At 62.5% G+C, this 17,850-nt stretch carries 18 protein-coding genes; 13 read left to right on the top strand and 5 right to left on the bottom strand.

All coding sequences use genetic code 11. The features are described 5' to 3' along the window. Positions 1–92: 92 nt before the first annotated feature. Entirely contained in the window at positions 93–944 is an 852-nt protein-coding gene (gene hisG, locus H351_RS17035; RefSeq protein WP_003944905.1) for an ATP phosphoribosyltransferase, read from the top strand. 46 nt (positions 945–990) lie between these two features. Here hisG and H351_RS17040 read toward each other — a convergent pair whose 3' ends face one another. Together H351_RS17040 and H351_RS17045 are read right to left on the bottom strand one after the other, a co-directional pair. After that, positions 991–1,800, bottom strand: coding sequence for a thioesterase family protein (locus H351_RS17040; RefSeq protein WP_019748522.1), 810 nt, complete (start codon positions 1,798–1,800; stop codon positions 991–993). A 1-nt stretch (position 1,801) separates the two neighbouring features. Continuing rightward, positions 1,802–2,692 (bottom strand): RecB family exonuclease, encoded by an 891-nt coding sequence (locus tag H351_RS17045; protein ID WP_370627683.1) that lies wholly within the window; start codon positions 2,690–2,692, stop codon positions 1,802–1,804. A gap of 138 nt (positions 2,693–2,830) precedes the next feature. Between H351_RS17045 and H351_RS17050 the strand changes: the two genes are divergently transcribed. Then, positions 2,831–3,754: a tRNA (adenine-N1)-methyltransferase gene (locus H351_RS17050; RefSeq protein WP_007729892.1), complete on the top strand. Its 924-nt coding sequence runs from the start codon at positions 2,831–2,833 to the stop codon at positions 3,752–3,754. A 64-nt stretch (positions 3,755–3,818) separates the two neighbouring features. Here the strand turns inward: H351_RS17050 and H351_RS17055 are convergent, their stop codons facing one another. Then, entirely contained in the window at positions 3,819–4,343 is a 525-nt protein-coding gene (locus H351_RS17055) for a WKL family lipoprotein (RefSeq protein WP_020907811.1), read from the bottom strand. A gap of 195 nt (positions 4,344–4,538) precedes the next feature. Between H351_RS17055 and arc the strand changes: the two genes are divergently transcribed. Then, positions 4,539–6,314 (top strand): proteasome ATPase, encoded by a 1,776-nt coding sequence (arc, locus tag H351_RS17060; RefSeq protein ID WP_003944870.1) that lies wholly within the window; start codon positions 4,539–4,541, stop codon positions 6,312–6,314. Between the two features lie 118 nt (positions 6,315–6,432). Beyond that, the gene (locus tag H351_RS17065) at positions 6,433–7,110 is read left to right on the top strand and encodes a TIGR00266 family protein (RefSeq protein ID WP_003944961.1); all 678 of its coding nucleotides are present in this window, start codon (positions 6,433–6,435) and stop codon (positions 7,108–7,110) included. A 50-nt stretch (positions 7,111–7,160) separates the two neighbouring features. Here the strand turns inward: H351_RS17065 and H351_RS17070 are convergent, their stop codons facing one another. Further along, on the bottom strand, positions 7,161–7,718 hold the full coding sequence (locus H351_RS17070) for an NUDIX hydrolase (protein ID WP_020969670.1): 558 nt from the start codon (positions 7,716–7,718) through the stop codon (positions 7,161–7,163). A gap of 58 nt (positions 7,719–7,776) precedes the next feature. On the opposite strand from H351_RS17070, the gene dop reads away from it, so the two are divergent. The 4 genes from dop (at position 7,777) to prcA (ending at position 11,257) form a co-directional block, all read left to right on the top strand. Next, positions 7,777–9,276, top strand: a complete 1,500-nt coding sequence (gene dop, locus H351_RS17075; RefSeq protein ID WP_029255397.1) for a depupylase/deamidase Dop — start codon at positions 7,777–7,779, stop codon at positions 9,274–9,276. Positions 9,277–9,423: 147 nt separating this feature from the next. Further along, positions 9,424–9,618 carry a ubiquitin-like protein Pup gene (locus tag H351_RS17080; protein ID WP_003944925.1) on the top strand — a complete coding sequence of 65 codons (195 nt, stop codon included), beginning with the start codon at positions 9,424–9,426 and terminating at the stop codon, positions 9,616–9,618. After that, entirely contained in the window at positions 9,615–10,493 is an 879-nt protein-coding gene (gene prcB / locus H351_RS17085) for a proteasome subunit beta (protein WP_019748515.1), read from the top strand. Before H351_RS17080 ends, prcB begins: the two co-directional genes overlap by 4 nt. Next, positions 10,490–11,257: a proteasome subunit alpha gene (prcA, locus tag H351_RS17090; RefSeq protein WP_019748514.1), complete on the top strand. Its 768-nt coding sequence runs from the start codon at positions 10,490–10,492 to the stop codon at positions 11,255–11,257. The genes prcB and prcA overlap by 4 nt, the downstream gene beginning before the upstream one ends. Before the next feature lie 37 nt (positions 11,258–11,294). Here the strand turns inward: prcA and H351_RS17095 are convergent, their stop codons facing one another. Beyond that, positions 11,295–12,713, bottom strand: a complete 1,419-nt coding sequence (locus H351_RS17095; RefSeq protein WP_201026948.1) for a phosphatase PAP2 family protein — start codon at positions 12,711–12,713, stop codon at positions 11,295–11,297. Between the two features lie 144 nt (positions 12,714–12,857). On the opposite strand from H351_RS17095, the gene pafA reads away from it, so the two are divergent. From pafA to tatC, 5 genes are all read left to right on the top strand, one after another. Then, on the top strand, positions 12,858–14,216 hold the full coding sequence (pafA, locus tag H351_RS17100) for a Pup--protein ligase (protein WP_007729869.1): 1,359 nt from the start codon (positions 12,858–12,860) through the stop codon (positions 14,214–14,216). A 110-nt stretch (positions 14,217–14,326) separates the two neighbouring features. After that, positions 14,327–15,340 carry a helix-turn-helix transcriptional regulator gene (locus tag H351_RS17105; protein ID WP_019748512.1) on the top strand — a complete coding sequence of 338 codons (1,014 nt, stop codon included), beginning with the start codon at positions 14,327–14,329 and terminating at the stop codon, positions 15,338–15,340. Next, positions 15,340–16,317 (top strand): helix-turn-helix transcriptional regulator, encoded by a 978-nt coding sequence (locus H351_RS17110; RefSeq protein ID WP_020907807.1) that lies wholly within the window; start codon positions 15,340–15,342, stop codon positions 16,315–16,317. Before H351_RS17105 ends, H351_RS17110 begins: the two co-directional genes overlap by 1 nt. Before the next feature lie 134 nt (positions 16,318–16,451). Beyond that, on the top strand, positions 16,452–16,727 hold the full coding sequence (gene tatA / locus H351_RS17115; protein ID WP_003944836.1) for a Sec-independent protein translocase subunit TatA: 276 nt from the start codon (positions 16,452–16,454) through the stop codon (positions 16,725–16,727). A 73-nt stretch (positions 16,728–16,800) separates the two neighbouring features. Continuing rightward, entirely contained in the window at positions 16,801–17,829 is a 1,029-nt protein-coding gene (gene tatC, locus H351_RS17120) for a twin-arginine translocase subunit TatC (protein WP_019748510.1), read from the top strand. Positions 17,830–17,850: the final 21 nt, after the last annotated feature.

Below are 17,850 nucleotides of genomic sequence, written 5' to 3' on the forward strand. Positions count from 1 at the left end.
GCTGACCAGCGAGATGTTCGCCATCTCGCTCGTCCAGGGCTTCCGATTCATGTCGTCTCACGTCACCCACACCTTCCGAAAGGACATCCACCATGCTGCGCGTAGCAGTTCCCAACAAAGGCTCACTGTCCGAGTCCGCCGCCGAAATTCTCAGCGAGGCCGGCTACCGTCGACGCACCGATTCCCGTGATCTGACGGTCCTCGATCCTGCCAACCAGGTCGAGTTCTTCTTCTTGCGTCCCAAGGACATTGCGATCTACGTCGGCTCCGGTGAGCTGGATCTCGGCATCACTGGTCGTGATCTCGCCGGCGACTCGGGCGCTCCCGTATCCGAGCGTCTGTCACTGGGCTTCGGCCGTTCGTCGTTCCGCTACGCAGCACCAGCAGGCAAGGACTGGGCCGTTGAGGATCTGTCCGGCCTGCGCATTGCGACGTCGTACCCGAACCTTGTCCGCAAGGACCTCACCGATCGCGGACTCGACGCAACCGTCATCCGTCTCGACGGAGCAGTGGAGATTTCGATTCAGCTCGGTGTCGCCGACGCGATCGCCGACGTGGTCGGGTCGGGTCGTACTCTCCGCCAACACAACCTCGTTGCTTTCGGTGAATCGCTCTGCGATTCCGAAGGTGTCCTGATCGAGCGCACCGGCGCTCCGCAGGACGATCCCGCACGCAATCAGCTCATCGAACGCGTACGCGGAATTGTCTTCGCGCAGCAGAATCTGATGATCGACTACGACTGCCCGCGCACCATCCTCGACGACGCGATCAAGATGACTCCGGGTATGGAGTCGCCGACCCTCTCGCCGTTGGCTGACCCCGACTGGGTCGCGGTTCGCGCGATGGTTCCGATCAAGGGACACAACCAGGTGATGGATGCCTTGGCGGAACTCGGCGCCAAGGCCATCCTCGCGTCGAACATCCGCTCGGTACGCGCTTTCTGATCACTGCCTGAATAGATTTACGCGCATTCGCGCCCGTTCCTGGAAATCAGGAACGGGCGCGAATCTGCAAAGTCTGGGCGATACGGCCGACGGCACCCTGCTCGTCGTAGAGCACTCCCGCACACATGCCGACGCCATCCGGACCGGTCGTGGTTTCGGCGGCGACACCGACCCACTCGCCCTCGGGCACACGGAAGATATGCACCGTGAGATCGGTGTTGAGGAACGTCCAGTGCTCAGGGTCGAGCTTGGCGCCGACGCCGTTGGAGATGTCGGCCACCGCGAACAAACGCTCGAGGGCAGACATCTTCTCGCCCTCGACCAGCTCGGGCTTGGGGCGCGCCCAGACCTTCCCGGTTCCCACGCACCCGATCGGAGCAATCCAGGACCAGTCGAGGGTCTTGAGGTAGCCGACGCTCCAGAGACCCTCGAGAACGCCCGGGGTGCCGCTGTCACGGGGTTCGAGCGGGGGATCGACTACGTGGACGACCTCGCCGGTATCGACGGTCTCCATCCGCCATGCCGTACCGCGCGCAACCGCGCGGGCAGATCCGTCGGCGGTGGTTGCCCACAGCTCGGCGACGATCAATTCGATTCGGCGACCGGGGCGTTCGATCCACGACCGGACTTCGAGGTCGGCAATCGGAATAGGCCCGAGAATCTCGACGACGACGCGCGTCAGACGGGTTTCGTCGCGCGCACCACACCGCTCGAGTGCTCGTACCAACAGCGCCGACGGGGGAGCGCCGTGCTGCAGTGTCGGGCCCCAGATGCTGACAGTCGCCTGCGTGCTCGCGAACCGCTCGTGCCCTTCCTCCGTGGTTCCGAGGTAGCGGTAGTACGAACTGTCCGTCATGTTATGAATTCTCCTTTGCAGCAACAGGTTCGGTGCTCAGCAGGTCCGGCCAACCTGGATACGGCGGTGGTGTTCCGCCGAACGAGGGGCACAGTGACTTGTGATCGCACCAGTCGCACAGTTTGCCAGGCTTGGGTCTGAAGTCTCCGGTCGCACCTGCCGCGAGGATCGCCTTCCAAATGGCGGAGAGGGTCCGCTCGAATCGAATGAGCTCGTCGTGATCCGGGGCGTACGTGAGAATCGAGCCGGAGGCCAGATAGATCAGGCGCAGTTGCGCGGGAACGATTCCGCGAGTGCGCAGTAGTACGAGCGCGTAGAACTTCATCTGGAAGAGCGCTTTGGACTCGGTGAACTCGCGGGGTGCCTTTCCGGTCTTGTAGTCGACCACCCGCACCTCACCGGTCGGTGCAACGTCTATCCGGTCGACGAAGCCGCGGAGTCGAACGCCGTTCTCCAACTCGGTCTCGACGTAGACCTCGCACGCCTCGGCATCGAATCGAGTGGGATCTTCGAGCGTGTAGTACGTCGCGACGAGCTTGCCGACTTCGCCGAGAAACGCGTCCAGCTCGTCTTCCGGAATCAGATCAGCTGCCTCGGGAGACTCGGCACTGACACGTTCCCACGCGGGACGGACGAGTTCGGCTGCGCGATCGGGAACCCGGTGACCGGTCGGGAGTGCAAACAGCGCTTCCAAGGCCGCGTGGACGACGGTGCCTCTGACCTGGGCTCTGGTAGGTGTTTCCGGAATTCTGTCGACCGCTCGGAACCGGTAGAGCAGGGGGCATTGCTTGTAGTCACCCGCACGCGACGGAGAGAGCGCCGGCCGACTACGCGGGCGCTCCTGTGATGTTGCACCCGTTGGAGTGGGGGTTGGCAATTCGACAGAGCTCACACCTGGCAGGCTATGCGGTTGGTCCGACAACTCCGTCGGAGCCGGTGGCGAGGACACCGGAAACAAGCGAACAGGGATCATCTGCGCATGGCGAACGAGCTGCAACCAGAAGAAGTCACGACCGAAGTGGATGAGGTTGTGCAGTCCGCTGTCGCCGAGATTCCCGAACAAGAGCTTCCAGAAGCTGATCTCACTGCGCCGGGCAAGCGGCCGTCGGGGCCGTTTCGCGTCGGCGACCGAGTCCAGCTGACCGACGGCAAGGGACGCCACTACACGATCGTTCTCGAGGCGAACCGCGAGTACCACACCCACAAGGGCGGAATCGTTCACAACGATTTGATCGGCGCCGACGAGGGCAGCGTCGTCAAGTCGGTCAACGGCACGCCCTACCTCGCCCTGCGCCCGCTACTGGTCGACTACGTGCTGTCCATGCCGCGCGGTGCACAGGTCATCTACCCGAAGGACGCAGCTCAGATCGTCCACGAAGGCGACGTGTTTCCAGGAGCACGCGTGCTCGAAGCCGGAGCCGGCTCCGGCGCACTGACGTGTTCACTACTGCGTGCCGTCGGACCCGAGGGCAAGGTCATCTCCTACGAGGTCCGCGACGATCATGCCGAACACGCGGTTCGCAACGTCGAGACCTTCTTCGGTGAACGTCCGCCGAACTGGGAACTGACCATCGCCGATCTGGCGGAGTTCGATCCGGAAGCACACGGCGGCAAGGTCGATCGCGTCGTACTCGACATGCTGGCTCCATGGGACGTCCTGCCCGCCGTCTCGAAGGCGCTCGTGCCAGGCGGCGTGTTGATCGTCTACGTCGCGACCGTTACTCAGCTCTCGAAAGTCGTCGAAGCGATGCGTGAGCAGGAATGCTGGACCGAGCCACGGTCGTGGGAATCGATCGTGCGCGGTTGGCACGTCGTCGGTTTGGCGGTGCGTCCCGAGCATCGGATGCAGGGCCACACCGCGTTCCTCGTGAGCGCTCGTCGTCTGGCCGAAGGAACGGTCACCCCGAAGCCGCAGCGGCGCGCGGGCAAGGGCTCGAACACGGCAGCCAAGTAGTCACACGAAAACAACAAGAGCGGCGATCCGGATTCCGGATCGCCGCTCTTGTCGTAGCTGGAAGTTATGCGGTGCAGGAAGCGCGGCCCATTTCCAGGAGCACGCATGCCGAGGTGTCGGACAGCTTCCAGGAGCCGTCTTCGAGCTCCCAGGTCCACGGGGTGGCGGGTGCGGCGCCGTGCGGGCTGACGACGGCGACGTCTGCGGTTGCGGTCTGACCGTCGACCTTGACGTTGTCCACGTTGAACGTGATCGCGTAGGCCGGGTTACCGCCCAGCGCAGCACTCATCGTCTCGATGTTGGCCTGACGCTTGGTTCCGTCGACCACCAGAGCGGTCTTCTCCTCGATCGGCTTGGCCGGATCGATCAGAGCGACGAGCGAAGCGTTGAGCTCCTCGGCCGTCGGAGCCGTTGCGGCAGCGGCAGCTGACGTCGTGGCGGAAGCCGAGGCCTTGGCCGTGGTGCTCGAGGCGGCGACCGAAGTCGAGCTTGCAGCCGTCGAATCCTTGTTGTCGTCCGAGCTGCATGCGCCCATGGTCAGGACGGCAGCGACGGCACAAGCGCTGATGAGAGTCTTGCGGATGATCACAGCGTTACCTTTCGTTGTAAAGAGAGACAGGCGCTGTCTCCATCTTGTAGGCAAGGCTAACATGACCAAAACCTGGCTCGAGACCAGTCGGCACGGTCCGTACTCACGTGTGAATTCGCACTCGCGCACCGTGTCTGGCGACACTTGGGGCCTTATGCCGGTAGCGTTGATGGATCGCACTGGGAGGAGACGCACATGAGCTCGACAGAGAACCCGGATTCGGTTGCGGCAGCAGAAGAACTCCACGCGCTACGAGTGGAAGCACAAGTACTGCGCCGACAACTTGCACAATCGCCGGAGCAGGTGCGTGAGCTGGAGTCGAAGGTGGACTCGCTGTCCATCCGAAACAGCAAGTTGATGGACACCCTCAAGGAGGCCCGTCAGCAGCTCATCGCACTTCGTGAAGAAGTCGACAGACTCGGTCAGCCGCCGAGCGGTTACGGAGTCCTTCTCTCGGTACACGAGGACAAGACCGTCGACGTGTTCACGTCGGGTCGCAAGATGCGATTGACGTGCTCACCGAACATCGACACGGACACCCTTGCCCTCGGACAGACGGTGCGCCTCAACGAGGCACTCACCATCGTCGAGGCCGGCACCTACGAGCAGGTCGGTGAGATCAGCACGCTCCGTGAGGTACTCGACGACGGCTTGCGCGCACTGGTGGTCGGTCATGCCGACGAAGAGCGCATCGTCTGGCTCGCAGCACCGTTGGCAGCCGTCTTCGCCGACCCCGAAGCCGACATCATCGCGTACGACGCCGATTCTCCGACCAGGAAACTGCGTCCGGGCGACTCGTTGCTCGTCGACACCAAGGCCGGGTACGCCTTCGAGCGCATCCCGAAGGCCGAGGTCGAAGATCTGGTTCTCGAGGAAGTTCCGGATGTTCACTACGACGACATCGGTGGTCTCGGGCGTCAGATCGAACAGATCCGTGATGCCGTCGAACTCCCGTTCCTCCACAAGGACCTGTTCCACGAATACTCGCTGAGGCCGCCGAAGGGTGTACTGCTCTACGGTCCGCCTGGTTGCGGTAAGACGCTCATCGCCAAGGCCGTCGCCAACTCGTTGGCCAAGAAGATCGCCGAAGCTCGCGGTCAGGACAGCAAGGACGCCAAGTCCTACTTCCTGAACATCAAGGGCCCGGAACTTCTGAACAAGTTCGTCGGCGAAACCGAGCGTCACATCCGGATGATCTTCCAGCGTGCTCGTGAGAAGGCGTCCGAGGGGACGCCGGTGATCGTCTTCTTCGACGAGATGGACTCGATCTTCCGTACCCGTGGTTCGGGAGTCTCTTCCGACGTGGAGACAACGGTCGTTCCGCAGCTGCTCAGCGAGATCGACGGCGTGGAAGGGCTCGAGAACGTCATCGTCATCGGCGCCTCCAACCGTGAGGACATGATCGACCCGGCCATCCTGCGTCCCGGCCGACTGGACGTGAAGATCAAGATCGAGCGCCCCGACGCGGAATCCGCTCAGGACATCTTCTCGAAGTACCTGGTGGACGGTCTGCCGATCAATGCGGACGACCTCGCCGAGTTCGGTGGCGATCGCACCGCATGCTTGAAGGCGATGATCGTTCGCGTCGTCGATCGCATGTACGCGGAGAGCGAAGAGAATCGTTTCCTCGAGGTCACCTACGCCAACGGCGACAAGGAAGTTCTGTTCTTCAAGGACTTCAACTCGGGTGCGATGATCCAGAACATCGTCGACCGCGCCAAGAAGTACGCGATCAAGTCGGTACTCGACACCGGTGCTCCTGGCTTGCGTGTGCAGCACCTCTTCGATTCCATCGTCGACGAGTTCGCCGAGAACGAGGATCTGCCCAACACCACCAATCCTGATGACTGGGCACGTATTTCGGGCAAGAAGGGTGAACGGATCGTCTACATCCGCACTCTCGTCACCGGTAAGAACGCCAGTGCCAGCCGCGCGATCGACACAGAGTCGAACACGGGCCAGTACCTGTAGCGAAACCAACACCGATCGGGCCGGCCACTCCTCGGGAGTCGTCGGCCCGATCTGTGCGTCGCTGCCGTTCCCTCCGTTGCGATTGGACCGGTCGGTCGTGCTGGTTTAGAGTCCCGCCGTGCAGATACATCTTCGACACAATCCGTCGTCCACTGTCGCTCGCTGCTACCTCGCGCCCGGCGAACCGCTGCGCGTGGAGAGCGGGGCAATGCTCGCGCATTCCGCCGGCGTAGTTCTCGAAGCGAAGGCGCAGGGCGGCGTCCTGCAGGGACTCAAGCGGTCGATGCTCAGTGGGGAGTCGTTTTTCGTCACGACGTATACCGCTCCGCCGCAAGGTGGTTGGGTCGACGTGACCGGCGTGCTTCCCGGCGATCTGATCCCACTGACCATCACGTCCGATCGCCCGTTCTTCCTCAACCGTGGAACCTGGTTGGCCAACTCCTACGGCGTGACCGTCGAGTCCAAATGGGGAGGCATGTCCAACCTCTTCGGCGGTGAGGGTGGATTCGGTCTGCGGGCAAGTGGCGACGGTGAAGTAGTGCTGGCCGTCTACGGCGCGATCGACGTCATCGACTTGCAGCCAGGCGAGACGGTCACGATCGATACCGGTCACGTGGTCGCCTACGACCTCGGGATGAACTTCAACATGCGGCGCGCCGTTCAGGGGCGCACCATTCAGTCGATGAAGTCCGGTGAAGGATTTGTCTTCGACTTCACCGGCCCAGGACGCGTTCTCGCGCAGACCCGCAACCCCAGCGCGTTTGCTGCTTGGCTCTCGGCCATCACCCCGGGCTGATCACGGTCGCGGCAGTGTTCAGTCGCAGCGGTGTTCAACTCCAGCGGTGTTCAGCTCCAGCAATAGTCGGCCAGCAGCGCGCGTGAGTCCGGAACGAACGGCCACGACGGGTCCTGCAGGTGGGCGCCGAGTTCTTTCGGCGTCCACCACCAACCTTCGGCGATCTCGCTGGGTTGATGTGCCATCGGCCCGTCGTATCTGAGTTCGAACGCAAACAGGTGACAGCGCAACGGAGAGTTGTTCCACTCGCCGTCCCAGGAGATTCGAGCGATCTCCGTCAGTTGGAGTGGCTGATCTGCTGTTCCGAAGATTCCGAGTTCTTCACCGACTTCACGGATCGCGGTTTCCTGCGGCGTCTCACCTGGATCAACGACACCTCCGGCAAGACAGTCGTGATAGCCCCCGAACACCGCTTTTGTATCGGTTCGGCGATGGACGTAGATGCGGGAGCCGTCCCCGGTGCGAACCAGGACGCCCGCACTCGCGTGCCAGAGCCCACCCGAGTAGACGACGGAACGTGGTGCTCGGCCGATCGGATTACCCGTCCGGTCGTACACGGCGACTACCTCGTCCGCGGGATTCAGGTCTGCGGTGAGAGGTTGGTGCATTCCTCCAACTGTGCCACGCCTGTGGGTGCCGCGCCGCAATCACATAGGCTCTTGTGTCATGCAGCGGATCATCGGTGTCGAGGTCGAATACGGAATATCTTCACCCAGTGAGCCGTCGGCGAATCCGATTCTCACTTCAACCCAGGCGGTGCTTGCCTACGCCGCCGCAGCGGGCGTGCCACGGGCCAAGCGCACACGCTGGGATTACGAGGTCGAATCTCCGCTGCGAGATGCCCGTGGCTTCGACCTGGGGCGAATGAGCGGGCCCGCACCGGTCATCGACGCGGACGAGATCGGCGCCGCGAACATGATTCTCACCAACGGGGCACGGTTGTACGTCGACCACGCCCATCCGGAGTATTCGGCCCCCGAGGTCGCCGACCCGCTCGATGCCGTGATCTGGGACAAGGCCGGCGAACGAGTGATGGAGGCAGCTGCGCGGCACGCCTCCAGCGTGCCGGGTGCCCCACGGTTGCAGTTGTACAAGAACAACGTCGACGGCAAGGGTGCGTCGTACGGCACGCACGAGAACTACCTCTGCTCGCGTGACACCCCGTTCGCCTCGATCGTGACCGGCTTGACGCCGTTCTTCGCGTCGCGGCAGGTGATCTGCGGTTCCGGTCGTGTGGGTCTCGGTCAGTCCGGCGACGAGGCCGGATTCCAGCTTTCGCAGCGATCCGACTACATCGAGGTCGAAGTAGGCCTCGAGACCACGCTCAAGCGCGGAATCATCAACACCCGCGACGAACCGCACGCGGATGCGGACAAGTATCGCCGGCTGCACGTCATCATCGGTGACGCGAACCTCGCGGAGATGTCGACCTACCTCAAGGTGGGAACAACCGCGCTGATACTCGACCTGATCGAGGCGGGCGTCGACCTCACCGATCTGCAACTGGCACGTCCGGTCACCGCCGTCCACCACATCAGCCACGACCCCACCCTTCGCAAGACCGTTGCGCTGGCCGACGGTCGCGAACTGACGGGGCTTGCGCTGCAACGTATTTACCTCGAACGTGTCTCGAAGTTCCTCGATCGCGAGGCGGATCGTGATCCGCGAGCGGACGATATCGTCGCCAAGTGGGCGATGGTTCTCGATCTCCTCGAGCGCGATCCCATGGAGTGCGCGAACATCCTCGACTGGCCGGCCAAACTGCGCCTGCTCGAAGGTTTCCGCAATCGTGAGGGACTCGCGTGGTCGGCTCCGCGATTGCATCTGGTGGATCTGCAGTACTCCGACGTGCGACTCGACAAGGGCCTCTACAACCGTCTGGTTGCTCGCGGCTCCATGGAGCGGCTTGTCACCGAACAGCAGGTTCTCGACGCGGTCACGAACCCTCCCACCGACACTCGCGCATACTTCCGTGGCGAGTGCTTACGCCGATTCGGTGCCGATATCGCGGCCGCGAGCTGGGATTCGGTCATCTTCGATCTCGGCGGCGAGTCGTTGATCCGCATCCCCACCCTCGAGCCGCTTCGAGGTACCAAAGCGCACGTCGGAGCGTTGCTCGACTCCGTTGACAGCGCCGCGGAACTGGTTGATCAGCTCACTCACTGAAACAGCCGATGCGGCTCGCCGTCGCGTCTCTCCACACCTGACGGTGCCGCTCGGTAGGGTGAAGGTCCGAGCGGGATCAGTTACCGACTCTGCTGGGCCGAACAGGATGCTCGCGAGAGCTCCCTTCACACAAGGAGGTCGACGGCGATGGCTCAAGAACAGACGCAGCGTGCCGGTGGCGGCGAAGACGACGAAACCACTGGTGGCGACGGCAGTGCCGGCCAGGAACGTCGTGAGAAGCTCGCTGCAGAAACCGACGACCTGCTCGACGAGATCGACGACGTGTTGGAAGAGAACGCCGAGGACTTCGTCCGTGCCTATGTCCAGAAGGGCGGCCAGTGACGGTGGATCGCGCGCCCCGGATCACCGACGGGGACACACGGTTGAGCTTCGGCTCGAATCTGTCGTCATTCTCGGAATACCTTCGGGTGCATGCACCGGAGCATCTTCCGCAGAACCGCTTCGCCGACACAGGAGGTGTTGTCATGGGCGGGGGAGACGTAGCTCCGCACGGCACCACCATCGTCGCGATCAGCTATGCGGGTGGAGTTCTGCTCGCGGGTGATCGCCGAGCGACGATGGGCAACCTCATCGCCAGCCGTGACGTGCAGAAGGTGTACGTCACGGACGACTACTCGGCTGCGGGTATCGCCGGTACGGCCGGGATCGCAATCGAACTGGTCCGGCTCTTCGCGGTCGAGCTCGAACATTACGAGAAGATCGAAGGCGTCCCACTCACGTTCGACGGCAAGGCTAATCGACTTTCGTCGATGGTTCGAGGAAATCTCGGAGCAGCGATGCAAGGTTTGGCGGTCGTGCCATTGCTCGTGGGTTACGACCTGGACGCGGTCGATCCGTCGAGGGCAGGTCGCATCGTCTCCTACGACGTCGTCGGTGGGCGATACGAGGAGCGCGCGGGCTATCACGCAGTCGGATCCGGTTCCCTGTTCGCGAAATCGGCGCTCAAGAAGCTGTATTCCCCGGGAATCGACGAGGACACCGCGCTTCGGTTCGCAGTCGAGGCGCTGTACGACGCGGCAGATGACGATTCGGCTACCGGTGGTCCTGATCTGACACGCGGGATCTATCCGACAGCGGTCACCATCACCTCGGCCGGTGCCGTGGAGTTGTCGACGGCCAAGGCTGCCGAGATCGCAAGGGAGATCGTCGCGGCTCGTACTGCGACAGCGAGTCCGGAAGGGGAGTCTGCGCTATGACGATGCCGTACTACGCATCAGCCGAACAGATCATGCGCGATCGTTCGGAATTGGCGCGCAAGGGAATTGCCCGCGGACGCAGCGTCGTCGTTCTCACCTACCGCGACGGAGTGCTCTTTGTCGCCGAGAACCCGTCGAGGGCGCTGCACAAGGTCAGTGAACTGTACGACCGTCTCGGATTTGCGGCAGTGGGCAAGTACAACGAGTTCGAGAATCTGCGCCGCGCGGGCATCGTCCACGCCGACATGCGTGGGTACTCGTACGACCGTCGGGACGTCACGGGGCGTTCCCTCGCCAATGCGTACGCACAGACCTTGGGAACGATCTTCACCGAGCAGCCCAAGCCGTACGAGGTCGAGATCTGCGTTGCCGAGATCGGCCGTTTCGGGAGTAGTACGCCGGCTCAGCTCTACCGGATCACGTACGACGGTTCCATCGCGGACGAGCAGGAATTCGTGGTCATGGGCGGTACAACCGAACCGATCGTGACGGCGATGCGCGAGTCCTACCAGCGAGACCTCGACCTCGAATCCGCGGTGCGGCTCGCGGTCGGGGCGCTTCAAAAGGGCGGTCCGGCGCCGGCCGGAACCACTGAGGCGGAACCGCGAACACTCGATGTGAGTGCACTCGAGGTTGCCGTTCTCGACAGCAACCGTCCACGCCGTGCGTTCAAAAGAATCGCTGGTTCGGCATTGGAAGAGATGCTTCCAACTCCGGCAGCAACTGAGGACGCGCCGCCGGCAAACGGCGACGCACCCTCGTAGTTGCTGCGTCGGTCTGGGAGTTACTGCAGGTCTGGAGTTACTGAGTGATTCTGTAGACGGCCACCGCGCCCGGTTCGGTGTCGAAATCGAACCGGCGCGCGTCTGCCACCACTTCACCGTCGGTGGCGATGGCGACCGGTGAATCGGCCACTCGAACCGACATCGAGGACACGAGTTCGCGAACGTAGACCCGCGAGCTGCCCAATGTTCCTGTGGCAGCAGCAAACAGCAGGCGTGAACGCGACAACTTCTTGTCCGCGCGCAAGTAGCGGACGTCCAGCAGTCCACGGTTCATCTCCGGACGCGACATCGGCACCTGATCAGCGGGGGAGTATCGCCCGTTTCCGACGAACAGCATCCAGATGGTGGTCCGCTTCCCGTCGATGGTGACAGTCATCGGCTCTGCCGCTGCGAGAACCCGGATCATTGCAGCACCAGCGGCCGGCCACTTACCGAAACGCGGTTCCCACTTTTCCCTCAGACGCACAGCGTCCGGGTATCCTCCGAGGCTGGCTGTGTTGAGAAACCGTGCAGTCACTCCGGAATCCGTGCGCACCACCGCGTGGTCGACAAATGCCGCCTGACCGGACTCGACTGCCTGTGCGGTCTCCTCGACATTCACCGCCCCGACGTCGCGGGCGAAATGGTTCAACGTTCCGCCGGGAAAGACGGCAAGTGGTAGCTCGTGCTTTGTCGCCGCGGTCGCGACCGTGACCACTGTTCCGTCGCCGCCGCATACTCCTAACGCTTTCGGCGAGAGTTCGGGGATCTTGGCATCGATCTGCATGTCGAAGTCGATGTCCGCGTCGAACTCGTAGACGATGGCCTCCGGCAGCAGTTCTCGAATCGATTCCACGATCCCGTCGTCCTCGGAGCCTGAACCAGGATTGGTGAAGACCAACAAGCCTTCTCCGCGCGCGAGCGCGGGAACCACACACTCGGGTCCGAGTTCGGCGGGTTCTTCGTCTCGCACCGCCCACCAACGACGTGTGCCGGCAGCGATTGCGCCGCCGACCGCGAGGCCTGCGAAGACGTCGGACGGCCAGTGCACTCCGTTGTGAACGCGTGAGTACGCCACTGCTGCGGCCAGTGGCGCGAGTGCGGCGCCCGCCGCCGGGGACTCCATGGCCACTGCCGCGGTGAATGCCGCGGCAGAAGACGAATGCCCGGAGGGGAACGAGGACGACGTCGGAATGTCGACGCCTCGCTTCGGGCTCAGCCAGACACGCGCCGGTGGGCGCCGGCGGGGGAAGAGGGGCTTGAGTATGCCGTTGGCCAGCGCGCTCGAACCTGCCAGCGCGAGCATCCCACGTGCCGCTGCCCTCCTGGGGCGGCCACCGATCATCGCGAGCAAGGCCGCGACAACCATCCACAAAACGCCGTGATCGGCAGCTCTGGAGAGAAACCGCATGGTCGGGTCGAGCACGGAAGGGCGCAGTGCTCCAGTGCTTTCCATGACTTTGACGTCGCTTCGGACAACTTTTCGGCGAATAAGGCTCACACCGTCACACTATGCCGCCGCCCGACGTTGTCGAGTCGTGACTTACGACGCGATCGAAGTACACGGGTGAACCTCGCATTCTGGTTGTAGTGTCGAAGTGTGCAGAGACGAATCATGGGTATCGAGACGGAATTCGGCGTTACCTGCACCTTTCACGGGCACAGGCGACTGAGCCCCGACGAGGTTGCTCGTTACCTCTTCCGTCGTGTCGTGTCGTGGGGTCGCAGCTCCAATGTCTTCCTCCGTAACGGAGCCCGCTTGTACCTGGATGTGGGTTCGCACCCGGAGTACGCGACCGCAGAGTGCGACAGCCTCATCCAGTTGGTCAATCACGACCGTGCCGGTGAGCGAGTGCTCGAAGAACTGCTGATCGACGCCGAGGCGAGACTCGCCGAGGAGGGGATCGGCGGCGACATCTACCTCTTCAAGAACAACACCGACTCGGCCGGAAACTCGTACGGATGCCACGAGAACTTTCTCGTCGCGCGCGCCGGTGAGTTCTCCCGCATTTCGGATGTCTTGTTGCCGTTCCTCGTCACGCGCCAGTTGATCTGCGGCGCCGGCAAGGTGCTGCAGACGCCGAAGGCCGCGACGTTCTGCCTCTCGCAGCGTGCGGAACACATCTGGGAAGGTGTCTCGTCGGCGACCACGCGCTCGCGTCCGATCATCAACACCCGCGACGAACCGCATGCCGACGCCGAGAAGTACCGCCGACTGCACGTGATCGTCGGCGATTCGAACATGGCCGAAACAACGACGATGCTCAAGGTCGGTTCTGCAGCACTCGTGCTCGAGATGATCGAAGCCGGGGTTTCGTTCCGCGATTTCGCTTTGGACAACCCGATTCGTGCCATCCGCGAGGTGAGTCACGACGTGACGGGTAAAAAGCCTGTCCGTCTAGCTGGTGGTCGTCAGGCCAGTGCCCTCGACATTCAACGCGAATACCACGCCAAGGCAGTCGAACACCTGCGTAACCGCGAACCGGACCCGCAGGTCGAGCAGGTAGTCGACCTGTGGGGTCGCACCCTCGATGCCGTCGAAGCTCAGGATTTCGCGAAGGTCGACACGGAAATCGACTGGGTCATCAAGCGCAAGCTGTTCCAGCGCTACCAGGACCGTCACGGTTTCGACCTGTCCGATCCCAAGATCGCGCAGCTCGACTTGGCGTACCACGACATCAAACGCGGCCGGGGTGTCTTCGACGTGCTGCAGCGAAAGGGCTTGGTCAAGCGGGTCACCGAGGACGAGACGATCGACGATGCCGTCGAGAATCCGCCGCAGACCACGCGCGCCAAATTGCGAGGCGACTTCATCACTGCCGCCCAGGCCGCAGGCAGGGACTTCACGGTCGACTGGGTTCACCTCAAGCTCAACGACCAGGCGCAGAGAACGGTGCTCTGCAAGGATCCGTTCCGTTCCGTCGACGAGCGTGTCGAGCGTTTGATCGCTTCGATGTAGGTCACCCACTTTCACGATTTACAACACGGCAGGTCTGTTTTGCGGCGACGCGCCGGGCACGAAAGTGTCCGGCGCGCGTTCGGTTATCGGATAGCCACTAGGATTTCGGCGTGGCGACATCAAAAATCGAGCGGTTGATGAACCTGGTGATCGCATTGCTGTCCACCAGACAGTTCCTCACGGCGGAGAAAATCCGCGACAGTGTGGCCGGGTACAACGATTCCGCGAACTACGAAGCGTTCAGTCGCATGTTCGAACGCGACAAGAACGAACTTCGTGACCTGGGTGTCCCGTTGGAAACCGGTCTGGCAGGACGGTTCTCGACGGTCGAGGGTTATCGGATCAATCGCAATGCCTATGAGCTTCCGGACGTTGACCTCACCAGCGAGGAATCTGCTGCGGTTGCCGTCGCCGTGCAGTTGTGGGAGTCGCCGGAACTGATTTCGGCAGCCCAGAGTGCACTACTCAAACTCCGAGCGGCCGGCGTCCAGGTCGACTCAGAAGTCAGTGCCGCGCCGGTCACGGCGATTCCCGCGCGCACCCGCGGTTCGGAGCCCGCGCTCGGCAAGCTGCTTGCAGCCGTCGACGCCGGACGAGCAGTTCATTTTCAGCACCGCGGCGCGTTGAACGAACCGTTCACCGAGCGCACCGTCGAGCCGTGGGGCGTAGTCACGCACAACGGCAAGTGGTATCTGGTCGGGCACGACGTCGACCGTGATGCGGTGAGGACCTTCCGGCTCTCCCGGATCGGTGACGATGTCAGGGAGTTCGGCCCGGCCGGTTCGGTTCACAAACCCGAAGGTGTTGATCTTCGCGAGGTCGTCGACCGCGTGACCGGATCGGGAGTCGTCACCGGAACCGCCACGGTCTGGGTCGCAGACGGCCGCGCACATGAGCTTCGGCGGCTTGCGACGTCGTCGTCCGATCGGCGGCTGACCGATCGTGATGGCAGCGTGCTGGCCATTCCCGTCCGATCCTGGGAATGGACCGCTCGGTTGATCGCCGGTCACGGTTTGGATGCACTGGTGTTGGATCCACCGGATTTGCGTGCTGAGGTCGTCGCGAAGCTTCGCGCCGCCGCGGCGAGCCCGGCCACCAGCAATGACGGACAGGGGGACAACTGATGAGCAATCGACTGTCATCGCGGTTGGCACGGCTGCTCAACCTCGTGCCGTACTTCATCGCGAATCCGGGCATCAGTCCCGCCGAGGCGGCCGAGGAACTCGGCGTCAGCACGACTCAACTGATGACCGATCTGAATCAGCTGTGGGTGTGCGGACTGCCCGGGTACGGTCCCGGCGATCTCATCGACCTGTCCTTCTCCGAGGAAAGTATCGAGGTCACGTTCTCGGCCGGGATCGATCGCCCGCTGCGCCTCACCTCTACCGAAGCGACGGCATTGCTGATCGCCCTTCGGTCGTTGGTGGAAATGCCGGGCATGGTCGATCCGTCGTCGGCCCAGCGCGCTATCGCGAAGATCGAGGACGCAGCAGGCTCGGCCGCGGCACGAGCTATCGGTCAGGACCGGGATACATCGCCGGCGCCGGACATCGCCGAAGACCCGATCGCCGCGACGGTCAGAGCCGCGCTCGCAGACAAGACCGCCCTGCGATTGACGTATTACTCGGCCTCGCGTGACGCGGTCTCCGAGCGCATCGTCGATCCCGTTCGTATCGTGTTGGTCGACAACTACAGCTACCTCCAGGCCTGGTGCCGTCAGGCCGAGGGTGTGCGGTTGTTCCGATTCGATCGGATCGATGCCGCCGTCCAACTCGACGAGCCGGCCGACCCGCCGCCGCAGGCCCTCGAGGAGGATTCGAATCTCGAGTTGTTCAGCGGCGACGGTTCCCTTCCGGAAGCACGGTTGTTCATCACCAAAGAGTGGGTGTGGATGCTCGACTACTACCCGATGGACGTCGAGCACGTGAACGGTGACGGGTCGGTCGAGGCGACGATGAGTTTCGGAACACTCGAATGGATGGCAAGGCTGGTGTTGGGATTCGGTGAGGGAGTTCGGGTCCTTCATCCGCCGGAACTGGTCTCTGAAGTCCATGATCGGGCCGTTGCGGCACTCGACGCCTACGACGTAATCGGTTCGTAAAAGTTGGGGAAACTGCGCGTTCAGTGGGTTCGCAGGAAACAAACAGGTAAAAGGTAGCTGAAGTAAGTGCTTTGACACCTCCGAGCGCCGGTTGTGTCCGGTAGCATCGAGGAATCTGATCATGGGAGGTCGTTATGGGTGCAATGCAGCCGATGCATTGGCTGATTGTCGCTGTTGTCGTCGTAATTCTGTTCGGGTCGAAGAAGCTTCCCGATGCAGCACGCGGTCTGGGTCGTTCACTCCGCATCTTCAAGAGCGAAGTCAAGGAAATGCAGAACGACGATGCGGCGCCCGCAAGCGCGCCGGTCGCACAGCCTGCTCCGGCACAGTTGCCGACGGCCAACACCGCGGTGGTCGCAAACGGTGCAGCAGCACCTGTTGCGCAGCCGACCGAAGTCAAGCCGCTCTAGTACACACTGCGTTCTAGCCGGGGTGAAATATTCGTTCACCCCGGTTGTCTGCTGACCAAGACCAGGATGCACAGTGCGTATTCCGTTAGATCCGCGTAACCGCAAGCGGAAGGTCAACCCAGACGGCACCATGTCGTTGGTCGACCACCTGTACGAATTGCGGACTCGTTTGTTGTTCGCATTCCTCGGCGTGATCATCACCACGGCGTTCGGCTTCTTCTGGTACTCACACTCGATACTCGGTCTCGAGAGTCTGGGCGATCTGCTTCGTGGACCGTACTGCGAGCTTCCGTCCGAGAGTCGCGCCAACCTCAGCACCGACGACGCGTGCCGATTGCTGGCGACCGGGCCGTTCGAGCAGTTCATGCTGCGATTCAAAGTGGCGCTCACCGCCGGCATCGTTCTTGCCTGCCCAGTGTGGCTTTACCAATTGTGGGCATTCATCACCCCGGGGCTCTACGCCAAAGAACGTCGATACGCGGTCGGATTCGTCACCGCCGGTGCCGCACTCTTCATTCTCGGCGCGATCCTGGCGTACCTCGTCGTGGCGAAGGCTTTGCACTTCCTCCTGACCATCGGTGACAACGTCCAGATCACCGCGCTCAGTGGTTCGGAGTACTTCGGCTTCATCATCAACCTGCTGCTCATCTTCGGTGTCAGCTTCGAAATTCCACTGCTCGTCGTCGTGCTGAACTTTGCCGGCATTCTGACGTACGAGCGTTTGAAGGCCTGGCGTCGAGGATTGATCTTCGGGCTTTTCGTATTTGCTGCAGTCGCCACGCCGGGTTCGGATCCGTTCTCGATGCTGGCGCTCGCGCTGGCCCTGACGCTTCTCTTCGAGGTCGCTGTTCAGATCGCTCGCCTCAACGACAAACGTAAGGCCAAGCGAGCCGGTGAAGACTGGGGCGCACTGTCCGACGAGGAAGCGTCCTCCATCTCGTCTCCGTCCGATCTGAACGAGGCTTTCGACAATCCGACCAAACCCAAGGCCGAATCGAGTGGTTTGTTCGGACGTAAGTCCAAGTCCAAGGCTCCGGTTGCGGAGAAATCCGACACCGGCGGCGACAACGCGCCCGGTCAGGATTTCACTGACACCCTCTGAGCGCCGTGCCACCACGTCGGC

This window comes from Rhodococcus erythropolis R138, from assembly GCF_000696675.2.
Classification (GTDB): domain Bacteria; phylum Actinomycetota; class Actinomycetes; order Mycobacteriales; family Mycobacteriaceae; genus Rhodococcus_F; species Rhodococcus_F erythropolis.